The following is a 13,229-nucleotide window of genomic DNA, read 5'->3' as shown; positions in this document are numbered from 1 at the left end:
TCAATATCTCCTGACATCTTAAAATATTGCAGGGACCCACCCCCTGGGCAGGCCGTCTTTTCACCGCGAATTCTGGAGAAAAAGGGAATTCACCGATTTCCAAGGATTTCAATCTAAAGAGATTCTCTCACCGTGTCAATCATTTTTTTTTGAAAAGTTTTTTAAAATGAGAAAAATTAAGAACAAAAAGCTTAGTATTTAAATAATTGGCGCATAAAATTTGGACGATACAGATCTAATCAGAAAATTAATTTTTTTAATGGGAAGAAAAGGGCTGGAGCCCGTAAACCATCCGGGCCCGGTCACACAAGGGATTTTCCCGGCCGTTCTCCCATGATCGGGGAAAATCGCGGCAAACCCCGGGCCGGGCCATGTAAATGGCACATGTCACCCGGGTGCCCACCGCCCCTTCCAGGGCCGCGCACCGGGGTGACATTGCCTGGGTCCCTTTCATGAACCAGCCGGATATTCGGTCACCTTTGATCAGATCCAGGGGCACGCCCCGGTCGTCATCCGTGTCCTGCAATGCCACCGAATAAAATGCGCAGCAGGCACCGCACTTCATACAGGGACCCGGCTTTACCGGTTCCTTTCTGAGGGGCAGTGCCACAGCATCCGAATGTATGGGAATTCAAACCGCCTGGTCGTTTTTCATGGCCTGGTAGTAATCGTTTACCTCAAGTTCCCGGGTCTGTTTGCGGTACCAGCCGTCAAACAGGATCAGGCCCTGCTGTCCGTCCAGGGAGGTATAGTTTTTTATGGTCTGTCCCTGCATGGCCGCCGTGGCCGAATCAAACACCCGGAAACGGGCGGTTCCGTCCTTTGGCAGGTCGGTGACCATTTTGAGCTGCCAAACCCAGTCCGGATCATACTGCAGGTTCACCACCAGGTATTTTCCCAGATCCGATGTCAGTTCCTTGGGTTTGGGAAGCGGGTCAGTGCCGGTTTTTTTCCAGAATTTCCAGTTCATTTTTCACCTCTTTTTTGCGTAAAAATGTATGATTTTTCAAAATCTCTTCAGCATAAATCATACCACTGGAAAAACTTTATTCGGCAGAAGGCCGCCCCCGGTGGGGGTGTCTTGCTGCCGGACAGGAATCCACGGGGTGGCTCCGACAGTCCGTCAGCAAGACACCCCCACCGGGGGCTCCGCTGTACAAAAGGAGAACCGGCTCTGCTATGCCATCCGTCGTGCGGGAAATTCCTCTGGCTGAAACGTCTTTCCTGCCTATTGTTTGGCTTCAACGGCGAGTGCCGGGCGGTTTCTGTGGGTTGAATCCCATTCTGACGCGTTTGCTACAGGGAGTTGGGCATGCGAAGCGGTCAAAACGGCAAACTGTTTGAGGACATACCTGCCCGCAGTTTTTGCCGTTCAGCGCAGCTTGCCCTTACTCCCTGTCAAACACGGCAGAGGGTGAGGCCCACAGGGACCGCCCGGCACGGGTCATTTGCCTGACAGGTATCGCAAACCAAAAAGATCAGAAAAAAGACATTTTATGTCTGATTCAAAGAAAAACAGACGTCTTTGGTCCTGAATTGAGAGACTGAAACCTATCCGGCATTTCGGCCAAAAGGAATATTGAGCTTTTTCATGCGTTTGCGCAGAGTCGACGGATGCATTGCCAGAACCTTTGCCGCGCCTTTGTCCCCTTCCACCCGGCCTTTGCACTGGTGCAGCACGGTCTGGATATGATCGGCCATCACCTGGTCCAGACTCCGGCCGGTGGGAGTAAAATCCGCTTTTTCAGGCACCATGGGCCGGGGTATTGATGCCGGAGACAGACCGATTTCACAGAAATCCAGGTATCCGGAACGGTCCAGGATCATGGATCTTTCCACGGCATTTTCCAGTTCCCGGATATTGCCGGGCCATTGATATGCCATCAACCGGTCCATGACGGCGCTGGAAACACGGGGTACCTGGTGGCGCTTCATTTCCCGGGATTTTTTTTCGATAAAATGCCTCACCAGATCCGGAATATCCGGTGTCCGGTCCCGGAGGGGCGGGATCTCAATGGGAAACACCTGAAGCCGGAAAAACAGATCCGGCCGGAACTGACGATCGGCCATCATTTTTTCCAGATTCCGGTGGGTGGCGGCAATGACCCGGATATTTACGCCAATGGTTTCACTGCCCCCCACCCGGTCGATTTCCTTTTCCTGAAGCACCCGCAAAAGCCGGATCTGGGCCTCGGCCGGCAGTTCTCCGATTTCATCCAGAAACAGGGTCCCGCCCTGGGCCCGTTCGATACGGCCTCTTTTCCGGGAGACGGCACCGGTGAACGCGCCTTTTTCATACCCGAACAGTTCACTGTCCAGAAGGGATGCGGGAATGGCCCCGCAGTTCACCCGGATAAACGGCCCGTCTTTGCGAAGGGACAGGTTGTGGATGGCATTGGCGATCACCTCTTTGCCGGTACCGGTTTCTCCCAGCAGCAGCACCGGACTTTCCAGGGGCGCCACCTGACGCACCATTTCCATCACCGGCTTGAGGCCCTGGCTTGCCCCCACGACTTTTTCACCGGATATTTTATGCAGTTCATCCTGCAGGTACCGGTTGTCATCCGCCAAAAGTTCCTTGAGATTTTTCAGCTCCCGGAACCGCAGACTGTTGGTCAGCGCAATGGCACAGGGCTTGGCCAGAAGACTGAGCAAATGAACATGGGACGGGGTAAATGAATGATGCCCGTCATTGAACACACTGAAAATCCCCAGCATGGTTTTTTCCAGCACCAGGTCCATGACCACGGCAGACAGGTCCCAGGCCTTGAGCCGATCCGCCACCGGCCCGGTCACGGGATCATTGCCCAGCCGTTCAATCACCCGGATTCTTTCCAGACGGCGGGTTTCCACCTGGCGGCGCCCGGTTCTGGACAATGGAATCCGGATGGACACGGCCCGGCCGGACCGGGGGGTGGCATGGGCCACCATCTCCACGGTCCCGGTCCTGGGATGATACACCTGAAACCCCATCTGACCGGCCGGCATAAACCGCCTTACATATAAAAGGCACTGGTGGAGGGCCCGTTCCAGATCCAGACTGGAGCACAGCCGGAGCGTGGCTTCCCTGAAAAACTCTTTTTCATCTGATTGCGTGGCAGTCATAAACAAACATCCTTCCTGTTCTATTCGACAGTTTATAGAAAAACTTTTAAATAGAACAGATTTTTCTTTTCCATGGGATGGAAAATCAATCTATTTGTTAAGGAACAAGCATATAACATCTTGAAATAAAAAAGGAATCTATTTCAGGCATGATTTGTGCTTTTTAATTATCCATTGAACCAGACAACCTGTAACCAAGAGGAGTGACATATGGAAATAAAAAAAATCTGCGTGCTGGGCGCGGGAATCATGGGTGCCGGCATTGCCCAGGTCTGTGCCAAGGCCGGATTTGAGGTGTTCATCCGGGATATGGAAGACCGGTTTGTGGAAAACGGGTTGACCACCATCAAGTCCAACCTGGACCGGGCCGTGTCCAAGGGAAAAATGGATAAAGACGAGGCCGATGCCGTTTTGGGCCGGATCACCGGTACCACCGATCTGACCCGGGCTGCCGGTGAGGCAGACCTGGTCATTGAAGCCATCATCGAAGTGATGGACATCAAAAGACAGGTGTTCCAGGATCTGGACAACATCTGCAAAAAAGACACCCTGATCGCCACCAATACCTCGGGATTGTCCATTACAGAAATGGCGGCTGTGACCCAGCGGCCCGACAAGGTCATCGGCATGCATTTTTTCAATCCCGTGCCCGTGATGAAGCTGGTGGAGCTGATCCGGGGATTCACCACGTCGGACGACACCCTGAACATGGCCTGGGAATTTGTGGAAAAAATCGACAAAACCCCCATTGAAGTCAAGGAAGCCCCGGGATTTGCCGTGAACCGGATTCTGGTGCCCATGATCAACGAGGCCATTTTTGTTCTGGCCGAAGGCGTGGCATCGGCCGAAGATATCGACAAATCCATGATGCTGGGGGCCAATCATCCCATCGGGCCGCTGGCCCTGTCCGACATGGTGGGCCTGGACACCATATTGTTTGTGCTGGAAGGGTTTCACCGGGAACTGGGAGAAGACAAGTACCGGCCGGCGCCGTTGCTGCGCAAAATGGTGCGGGCCGGATACCTGGGCCGCAAAAGCGGCAAAGGATTCTACGATTACACCAAATAGGACCCATGGGCCCGGGCTGACCCAAATTTCAGTTCCGGGCCATCTGTCTTTGATCGAATCAAACACCAAAAAAGGAGCACCCATGGCACAAGAGGTTGCAGACCGCCGGGATGTGGATTTTGTTCTTCACGAACAACTGGAAGTGGAACAATTGAGCCGGCATGATCATTTTTCGGAATTCACCCGGAAAACCGTTGACCTGATCGTATCTGAGGCCCGGAACCTGGCCCTCAAGGAACTGCTTTCCTGCCAGCGGGAAGCAGATGAAGAGGGCTGCACGTTTGACAGCGGACAGGTAACCGTCCCCAAAGCGTTTCACCGGGCCTATGATCTTTTCAGACAGGGCGAATGGATCGCCATGTGTGATGATCCGGCCTGGGGCGGGCAGGGCATGCCCCGCACTGTGGCCATGGCCGCTGAAAACTATTTTAACGGTGCCAATTTTCCGTTCATGCTCCACAACATTCTGATTCACGGGGCCGGCAAGCTGGTGGAACGGTTCGGCACGGACCTGCAGAAAAAAATGTATTTGAAAAATATGTATACCGGTAAATGGGGCGGCTCCATGCTGCTTACCGAGCCGGAAGCCGGATCGGATGTGGGGGCATTGACCACCAAAGCCGTGAAAAATGATGACGGCACTCACCGCATTTTTGGCAGCAAGATTTTCATCTCTTCGGGCGACACCGATCTGGTGGAAAACATTATTCACCCGGTGCTGGCCAGAATCGAGGGGGCACCGGCCGGTACGGCCGGCATCTCCCTGTTCCTGGTACCCAAATTTCGGGTGAACGAGGACGGCACCCCGGGAGAATTCAACGATATCGTGTGCACCGGCATCGAGCATAAAATGGGCATCCACGGCAGTCCCACCTGTGCCATGACCCTGGGCGGCAAAGGGGCGTGCATCGGCACCCTTTTAGGAAAAGAAAACAAAGGCATGCGGGCCATGTTCGTGATGATGAATGAAGCCCGGCTTCATGTGGGCATGCAGGGATTTGCCTGTGCCGGGGCATCTTACCTCAATGCCCTGAACTATGCCAGAGACCGGGTTCAGGGAGCGGCCCTGACCGCACCCAAAGGGTCTTCGGGTATCCCCATCATCCAGCATCCGGATATCCGGCGCACGCTGCTCTCAATGAAAACCGCTTCCGAAGCAATGCGCAGCCTGCTGTTTTATGTAGGGTTTCTGGAAGACCGGATGACCCTGAGTTCAGATAAAGATGAGAAAGCCCGATACCAGGGGCTCATCGATGTGCTCATCCCTGTGGCCAAGGGGTATGTCACGGACCGGGCCTTTGAACTCTGCTCCTCAGGACTTCAGGTGTTTGGCGGATACGGGTACACCCGGGAATATCCCCAGGAGCAGCTGCTTCGGGACTGCCGGATCACCCAGATTTATGAGGGCACCAACGGAATCCAGGCCATGGATCTTTTGGGCAGGAAACTGGGGCTTAACCAGGGTCAGGCCTTCATGGATCTGGTCACTGAAGTGGAACAAACCATTGGTGCCGCAAAAAAAGAAACAGAACTGGTATCCCTGGCAGATATCCTGGAAACCACCCTCAACCATTTAAAGGAAACCGCCGGAAAACTGGCCGGGGATCTGGGGTCGAAAAACATATTGACCGCATTTGTCCATGCCCATCCGTTTCTGGATGTCACCGGCGACACCCTGATGGGGTGGATGCTCTTGTGGCGGGCTGTGATTGCCGCCCGAAAACTTGGGGACAATCCCAAAAAAAAGGATGCTGCCTTTTACCAGGGCCAGGTGACAGGGGCCCGGTTTTTTATCCGCACGGTGCTGCCGGTGGCCCAGGCAAAAATGGCGGTGATCCAGGCCGGTGATACCAGCGCCCTGGACATGGCTGACACCTCATTTGGATCTTAAATAACGCAACATCAAATCCGATCTGCTGAAAAACCATTTGATGTCAGATCGTCGCTTTGACAAGTTGCACAACCAGACAGGAAATTAAAAAATGAAAGATATTGTGATTGTTTCCGCCTGCCGGACCGCCATCGGGGCGTTCGGCGGCACGTTAAAAGAGATGAACGGCGCAGCCCTTGCCAGCGTGACCATGAAAGAAGCCATCCAGCGGGCCGGTATTGATCCGGACCTGATCGATGATGTCCGGTACGGCACCTGCGTGGAACACCATGACACTCTGAACACCACCCGGGTGGCGGCACTCATGGCCGGAATCCCGGAAAGTGTGCCCGCAGTCACGGTGAACCGGGTGTGCATCTCCGGCATGGAGGCGGTACTGTCAGGGGCTGCCATGATCCAGGCCGGCATGGCCGAAGTGATCCTGGCCGGCGGGGTGGAACATATGTCCGGCGTTCCTTATACTGTGCCCAAGGCCCGGTGGGGATGCCGGCTCCAGGACACCCAGTTTGTGGACGCCATGATTCACGCCCTGCACTGCGGATCCTATCTTTTGCCCTTTGACGATACCACGCCTGTGGACACAACCCAGGCCCCGGCATCCTATTTCATGGGCAAACCCTATATCATGGGGCACACAGCCGAATTTGTGGCCCAGCACCTGGGGCTGTCCAGAGAAGAGATGGATGAGGTGGCCCTGCGCAGCCATAACAATGCGGAACGGGCCACCCAGGACGGTTCTTTTGCCGAAGAGATCGTGCCGGTCCAGGTGCCCCGACGCAAGAAAGATCCTGTGATCTTTGACAAGGACGAGCATTTCCGGCCGGGCATGACCCTGGAAAAACTGGCAGCCCTGCCCCCGGCCTTTGTTCCCAGAACCGGCACGGTCACGGCCGGCAACGCATCCGGCATCAATGACGGTTCCGCCGGCATGATCATCATGTCCGCAGACAAGGCCAAAGAACTGGGACTCACCCCGATTGCCCGCATCAAAGCCACGGGCATGGGTGCCTGCCATCCCACGGTCATGGGACTGTCGCCGGTACCGGCTGTGAAAAACCTCATGGAACGGTCCGGCCTGTCTGTGGCGGATTTTGAAATGGTGGAGGTGAACGAGGCGTTCGCGGCCCAGTACTTAGGCTGTGAAAAAGAACTGAACCTGAACCGGGAGATCACCAACATCAACGGGTCCGGCATCGGCCTGGGCCATCCCGTGGGCGCCACAGGCGCAAGGATCATGGTGACATTGATCCATGCCATGAAAAAACAGGGCAACACCCTGGGTCTGGCCACCCTGTGCGGCGGGGGCGGTGTGGCCATGGCCTGCGCCCTGGAAATGATGTAATTTTTATCACCACTGATATCTAATCGATTGCTTCCGAAGTCCCGGGTCCCAGGAAAAACCGGCGGACCCGGGCATACCCGCTGCCTAAGGCGGTTTTAATCTGGTCGATCCCGGCGTAAAGAACCGGCACCACCACCAGGGTCAGCACTGTGGCCACCAGCAGGCCGAAAATCACCACAATGGCCATGGAGCGCCACCACTGGCTGGATTCCGAGGTCAAAGATACGGCCATGACATGGAAATCATAAGAAATTCCTGTAACCATGGGCAACAGTCCCAAAATGGTGGTGACCGCTGTCAGCAGCACCGGCCGCAGCCGGGTGGCGCCGGCGGCGATCACCGCTTCGGTCAGTGCCATGCCCCTGGTCCGGAGCCGGTTGGTGTAATCAATCAGCACAATGGCGTTGTTCACCACCACACCGGCCAGAGAAATGATGCCCACCCCGGTCATGATGATGCCGAAAGGCGATGAGATGACGGCCAAACCCCAGAAGGCGCCGCCCAAAGACAGCAGCACGGACGTCAGAATGATCAGGGGCTGCACCACAGAATTAAACAGGGTCACCAGAATCAGAAAGATCAGCAGCAGGGCCACCACAAAGGCTTTGGATAAAAAATCCTGGGCTTCCTGCTGTTCCTGGTCCTCTCCGGTGAACGCATAAGTGTATCCTGCAGGCATTTCCATGGGTTTGAGCAGTTCCATCACCTGCATGCGGGCCACAGACCCCGTGGTTCTGGTTTCATCCACATTGGCCTTGACCGTGACCACCCGCTGGTGATTTTTGCGGACAATATCCCCTAAAGCCCCCTTATACTGGATCGATGCCAGGGTGGTCAACGGTACCAGTTCACCGGATGCGCCCGGAATCATGAGCTTGTGAAGGATCTCCGCTCCCTGACGGTCTGATTTGGCCAGTTTGACCACGATATCGTATTCCTCATCTCCTTCATAATAGGTGGACACATCCAGGCCGTTGTAAGCGATTTTCAAAGCGTTACCCACCGCCGATGTGGTGAGCCCGAACAGCGCCGTCTTCCGGCGGTCGATCTTTACCTGAACCGAGGGCAGCCCGCCCTGGAAGTCATCCCTCACATCCGTGACATGGGGCACGTTTTCAATCACTTTTCTGATTTCCCCGGCCATCCGGCTCAATACATCAAACCGGTCCCCGGCAATTTCGATATTGATGGGTGACCCTGTGGGAGGGCCTTCTTCCTGTTCCTCCACCGTGATCTTCACACCGGGAATCCGGGCCACCCGGTGCCGGATCTCTTCCAGATCCGCTTTGGTGGATGTTTTCCGGTCCTCGAAATCCAGAAACTGAACCCCGATATGATTGGGCAGGTTGGATTCAAACACAGAAGCGCCCCCGCTGTTTTCAACCACCCGGGCATAGATGTGTTCGACATTGTTGATATCAGACGGTGCTGCAAATTCCCGGTGCCGTTTGGTTTCATGGGTCTGCGGCGCCATGGCGGCCGCATAGTTTCCCGTGGTTTTGCCGGCCACGGCCATTTCCACCTGCTTGACGGTCTCATCAATGAATTCCAGATCCGCGCCTTCCGGCACATCAATGTTCACAAACACGGACCTGGGATCGATGGATGGAAAAAATTCCACGGGTTTTTCAATGCCGATTTTCAACATCCATATCTGGAACAGCAGCACCATCACCACAACGGCACCGGCCAGCACGGCCAGTTTATGGCCTAAGGCCAGCTTCAAAGTCCGGGCATAGGCAGGCAGAAAAAAACCTTGAATTTTTACAGGTTGTTCTCCCCGGGATTGCAGCTGTTCCGGGGAAAGAGAATCTGACCCGGCAGTCTTAGGGATGCCCATGAAGTACGAGCACAGGGCCGGATTAATGATCAGGGCCACAAACAGGGAGGCGCTTAACGTGACAATCAGGGTAACCGGCAGAAAATGCATGAATTCTCCCATGATACCGGGCCAGAACAGCATGGGAAAAAACGCGGCCAGGGTGGTGAGCGTGGCGCCGATGACCGGCCAGGCCACCTCGCTGGTGGCCTTCATGGCGGCGTCCATCCGGGAAACCCCCTGCTGCATGTACCGGAACACATTCTCCACAATCACAATGGCATTGTCCACCAGCATGCCCAACGCAAGGGTCAAAGAAAACAGCACCACCATGTTCAATGTGATGCCCAGGGCATTAAGAACCGCAAAGGACAGAAACATGGAAAACGGGATGGCCATTCCCACCAGCAGGGCGTTTCGAATCCCCAGCACCACAAACAGCACCACCACCACCAGAATCAATCCGGAGAGAATGTTGTTCTCCAGGTCCGCCACCATGGCCCGGATGTCTTTGGCATTGTCCATCAGTTTGGTGATGGTGGTGTTTCCGGGAAATTTGTTTGATGCCGCCGCCACCACGGCATCGATCTGATCGGATATCTGGATAATATTTTCCCCGGCCCGTTTTTTCACTGACAGATTAATGGCGCTTTCCCCGTTGAGCCGGGACCGGGAGGTTTCCTCCTGAATGCCGTCCACCACCCTTGCCACATCTTTCAGATAAACGGGATGGCCGTTGTGGGTGGCCACCACCAGGGTCAGAATCTCTTCAGGCGTGTCAAATTCTCCGGGCACCTTGAGCAGGTACCGGCCATGTCCCAAGGTGATGTCACCGCCGGAGATGTTCTGGTTCTCGGCCGCCACGGTCTGCTGAAGACGGGTAATGGGAATCCGGTAATAAGCCAGCTTGTCAACATCCACCTCCACCTGAATTTCCCGGTCCTGACCCCCGGTGATCTCCACCTCCAGCACCCCCGGAATCGCTTCGATGTCATCTTTGAGATCATCGGCGATTTTCTTGAGCCGGGCCGGACCGCTGTCTCCTGCCAGGGAATAGACCACAATGGGCATGTCGGAAAAATTCACCTCATACACCATGGGCTCATTTTCCAGGTCCGTGGGCAAATCGTTTCTGGCTTCGTCCACCTTGTCCTTGACCCGGGGAAGCACCTCATTGATATCCGTGCCCGGCAGAAATTCGACATTAATCTGGGAAAGGCCCTGGGAACTCACGGATGAAATATTTTTCACCTTGTTCAGGCCTTTGAGCTTTTTTTCGATCTTAATGGTGATGGCGGTCTCGATGTCTGACGCGGAAACCCCTCTGTAATCGGTTCTCACAAACACATAGGGAATGGTGATGTCCGGAGCGCTTTCCCGGGGAAGCACCCGGTAGGAATACACCCCGATAATGACAATGATGACCAGCAGCACCAGCACGGACACCCGGTTTTTTACTGCGGTATCAGAAAGGATCATTGATCCGTCTCCGCCCCCAGTTCCGACATGGACCGCACCCGGCGGTCCACATGCACAGGATCCTTGTCTTCGATCATGCGGTGTCCCACCACGACCACCTGGTCTCCCGGTAAAAGTCCGGAAGTCACCTGGATTTTCCAGCCGTCCTGGAACCCGGTTTCAACCGGTGCAAACCGTGCAATCCCCTGTTCCGCCACAAATACGCCGGTCTGTCCTTTTCGGGTGATCAACGAATACATGGGCACGGCAAGGCCTTGTTCATCCCGGTTTTTGACGATGGCCACCCGAACAAACATATCCGGCAGAATCTCATACCCGGGATTTTCCAGGCGGATTTCCAGGTTGTACAGCCGGGCCAGCGAATCCGTGGTTTTCTGCAGATAATGATATTCACCGGTAACGATTTTGCCGTCCAGGGCATCCACAGTCATGTCAAACTGCGTCAGATTCCGGACGGAAGCCACATCTGACTCCGGGATACCCACCTGGATTTTCAGCGGATCGATCTGCAGAATCCGGGCCACGGGATCTCCCACACCCAGAAAACTGCCTGCTTCAATATGGGACCGGTCCACCACCCCGGACATGGGAGACCGGATGGTACATCGGTCCAGATTCAATTTGGCGGTTTCCATGGCAGCCCGGGTGGTTTTGACCTGAGAAGACACGTCATCCAGCTGGGACTGGGTGACAAACTGCTGTTTGGACAGGGCTTTAAACCGCTGTTCATGCATCCGGGCGGTTTCATAGGATGCCCGGGCCGAATCATAGGCATTCTGGTAATCCCGCCGGTCAATGACGGCCAGCACATCGCCCTGGGCCACCACAGTGCCGTCATCCATGTTTTTTTCCATGATCCTGCCCGACACTTCGGCCACCACTTCCAGCGATTTCCAGGGCATGGCCATGCCGGGCAGACGGATCACCTCGGCCAGATCATCCGGTACCATCTCCAGGGTGATCACCCGGGTTGCCTCATCCGCTTTCTGAACCAGCCCGGACCGCTGTTCCGCCAGCCCGGCTTTTTGCTCCGTGATCTTCCGGCCCAGGGGAACAATGACAAATACCACCACCACGATCAGCACAACAAAAGGAATGCTGTGCCAGATAAGGCGAAGAAAGGTTCTTTTAACAGCCGGCCCAAACCGTGATGTGAATTTCATGTAGCCAGATCCTGTAAGGTTCTTGGTAGTTTGATCATAAACTTAATACTATAGGATCGATCCAATGAGTTTCAAGTGGGGTCCGAAAAAGTTCCGGGCCGGCATTCCGTTGATTCACACCAGGGATTCAGCAATGGACACAGTCCGATCCCCCAGCAGGTTGACGTAACTGGCCATTTCATTGTCATACCAGCCATAGATCACGGCCTGGGTGACCTGAATACTGCCCACCAGGTCCTGGATGCTCTCCTGCACGGTTTTGTCGATCCCCTGCATGTGCCCCAGATTGATGTTAATGGCTCCGGTGCGGGTGTGGGTTTCATGACCTTCGATCACAGCTGCGGCCTTAGGCGTGCCGATGATATCGGCTGACACATTCTGATCTTCCGAATAAATCAGATATTCGTCCCCGGTTTTAGAGACCTTCCGGTAAATGTCATTGATCAGTTCCCGGCGGATCGGCTTGCTGTCTGATGTCTCCTGGAAGTTCATGACCAGAATGATCAGCGATCCTGTTGCCGTGGGAATCCGCACCGACTCGGCCATGAATCCGATGGCACCCATTTCAGGGATCACCAGCTGCAAAGTCTTGGCAGCCCCGGTGGTGGTCAGAATGATATTGTTCATGATGGACCGGTTTTTGCGCAGATCTTTGGCCTTGGTCTTGGGCAGCCGGTCCAGCACCTGCTGGGACCCGGTGGCGGCATGGACCGTGGCCATGGACGCGGACAACACCCGTTCCACGCCAAAATAATCCAGCAAAGGTTTAATCATATGGGCCAGACAGGTGGTGGTGCAGGAGGCATTGGAAATCACGGCATGCCGCACCGGGTCATAGTCTTTATCATTGATGCCCATGACCGTGGTCACACAGTCTTCGGGCATGGATGCCCCCTGTTTGAGTTTAAACGGCGCGGAAGCGATCACTCTGGCGGCACCGGCGGCCAGATGCCCCCGGATGGATCCGGCCGGATCATCGGCAGGCAGATTCGGATCCAGAAACCGGCCCGTGGTGTCCACCACGATGCCGGCCCCGTTATCCGCCCATTGAATATCTTTCGGGTTCCGGTGTTCCCTTAAAATTTTAACCCGGACCCCGTTGACCGTCAACGCCCCCTTGGCGTCATCCACGTCTGTGATCACGTTTGAAGACTGGTATCCGTTCAGATAGGCTGCCAGGCGGCCATAGGTGGAGTCCCGTTCAATGTAATGAATGATGTCGGACAGACCGGCCCCGACTTCCCGGCCGACATTGATCACAATATCGGTAAAAAATTTTCTCCCGGCATGATGCCACAGGGTCAGTTTGCCGATACGGCCCAGTCCGTTGATTCCCAGAATTTTCTTGTTATCGGTGTTCAT

9 protein-coding genes are annotated in these 13,229 nt (G+C 55.0%); 3 read left to right on the top strand and 6 right to left on the bottom strand.

Features of this window, described 5'->3' with window-relative positions; all coding sequences use genetic code 11:
- Positions 1 to 256: 256 nt before the first annotated feature.
- The 3 genes from K365_RS0124985 to K365_RS0124970 form a co-directional block, all read right to left on the bottom strand.
- Positions 257 to 610: a YkgJ family cysteine cluster protein gene (locus K365_RS0124985; protein WP_006966761.1), complete on the bottom strand. Its 354-nt coding sequence runs from the start codon at positions 608 to 610 to the stop codon at positions 257 to 259.
- Between the two features lie 21 nt (positions 611 to 631).
- On the bottom strand, positions 632 to 970 hold the full coding sequence (locus K365_RS0124980; protein WP_024336802.1) for a hypothetical protein: 339 nt from the start codon (positions 968 to 970) through the stop codon (positions 632 to 634).
- Positions 971 to 1,551: 581 nt separating this feature from the next.
- Positions 1,552 to 3,105 (bottom strand): sigma-54-dependent Fis family transcriptional regulator, encoded by a 1,554-nt coding sequence (locus K365_RS0124970; protein WP_024336801.1) that lies wholly within the window; start codon positions 3,103 to 3,105, stop codon positions 1,552 to 1,554.
- A 210-nt stretch (positions 3,106 to 3,315) separates the two neighbouring features.
- On the opposite strand from K365_RS0124970, the gene K365_RS0124965 reads away from it, so the two are divergent.
- The 3 genes from K365_RS0124965 (at position 3,316) to K365_RS0124955 (ending at position 7,406) form a co-directional block, all read left to right on the top strand.
- The gene (locus K365_RS0124965) at positions 3,316 to 4,173 is read left to right on the top strand and encodes a 3-hydroxybutyryl-CoA dehydrogenase (protein WP_006966764.1); all 858 of its coding nucleotides are present in this window, start codon (positions 3,316 to 3,318) and stop codon (positions 4,171 to 4,173) included.
- Positions 4,174 to 4,255: 82 nt separating this feature from the next.
- The gene (locus K365_RS0124960; RefSeq protein WP_024336799.1) at positions 4,256 to 6,064 is read left to right on the top strand and encodes an acyl-CoA dehydrogenase; all 1,809 of its coding nucleotides are present in this window, start codon (positions 4,256 to 4,258) and stop codon (positions 6,062 to 6,064) included.
- Between the two features lie 91 nt (positions 6,065 to 6,155).
- On the top strand, positions 6,156 to 7,406 hold the full coding sequence (locus K365_RS0124955) for a thiolase family protein (RefSeq protein ID WP_024336798.1): 1,251 nt from the start codon (positions 6,156 to 6,158) through the stop codon (positions 7,404 to 7,406).
- A 19-nt stretch (positions 7,407 to 7,425) separates the two neighbouring features.
- Here the strand turns inward: K365_RS0124955 and K365_RS0124950 are convergent, their stop codons facing one another.
- The 3 genes from K365_RS0124950 to K365_RS0124940 all read right to left on the bottom strand — a co-directional run bounded on the left by K365_RS0124950 (position 7,426) and on the right by K365_RS0124940 (position 13,229).
- Entirely contained in the window at positions 7,426 to 10,704 is a 3,279-nt protein-coding gene (locus K365_RS0124950; RefSeq protein ID WP_024336797.1) for an efflux RND transporter permease subunit, read from the bottom strand.
- The gene (locus tag K365_RS0124945) at positions 10,701 to 11,867 is read right to left on the bottom strand and encodes an efflux RND transporter periplasmic adaptor subunit (RefSeq protein ID WP_024336796.1); all 1,167 of its coding nucleotides are present in this window, start codon (positions 11,865 to 11,867) and stop codon (positions 10,701 to 10,703) included. Before K365_RS0124945 ends, K365_RS0124950 begins: the two co-directional genes overlap by 4 nt.
- A 114-nt stretch (positions 11,868 to 11,981) precedes the next feature.
- Positions 11,982 to 13,229, bottom strand: a complete 1,248-nt coding sequence (locus tag K365_RS0124940; RefSeq protein ID WP_024336795.1) for a glyceraldehyde 3-phosphate dehydrogenase NAD-binding domain-containing protein — start codon at positions 13,227 to 13,229, stop codon at positions 11,982 to 11,984.

This window comes from Desulfotignum balticum DSM 7044, from assembly GCF_000421285.1.
GTDB lineage: Bacteria > Desulfobacterota > Desulfobacteria > Desulfobacterales > Desulfobacteraceae > Desulfotignum > Desulfotignum balticum.
This window is presented reverse-complemented; position numbering and strand designations above follow the sequence as displayed.

Bases quoted from the DNA above. Each gene is read 5' to 3' on its own strand.
- K365_RS0124940 (WP_024336795.1), bottom strand. From the start codon at position 13,229: ATGAACACCGATAACAAGAAAATTCTGGGAATCAACGGACTGGGCCGT.
- K365_RS0124965 (WP_006966764.1), top strand. From the start codon at position 3,316: ATGGAAATAAAAAAAATCTGCGTGCTGGGCGCGGGAATCATGGGTGCC.
- K365_RS0124980 (WP_024336802.1), bottom strand. From the start codon at position 970: ATGAACTGGAAATTCTGGAAAAAAACCGGCACTGACCCGCTTCCCAAA.
- K365_RS0124945 (WP_024336796.1), bottom strand. From the start codon at position 11,867: ATGAAATTCACATCACGGTTTGGGCCGGCTGTTAAAAGAACCTTTCTT.
- K365_RS0124950 (WP_024336797.1), bottom strand. From the start codon at position 10,704: ATGATCCTTTCTGATACCGCAGTAAAAAACCGGGTGTCCGTGCTGGTG.
- K365_RS0124955 (WP_024336798.1), top strand. From the start codon at position 6,156: ATGAAAGATATTGTGATTGTTTCCGCCTGCCGGACCGCCATCGGGGCG.
- K365_RS0124970 (WP_024336801.1), bottom strand. From the start codon at position 3,105: ATGACTGCCACGCAATCAGATGAAAAAGAGTTTTTCAGGGAAGCCACG.
- K365_RS0124960 (WP_024336799.1), top strand. From the start codon at position 4,256: ATGGCACAAGAGGTTGCAGACCGCCGGGATGTGGATTTTGTTCTTCAC.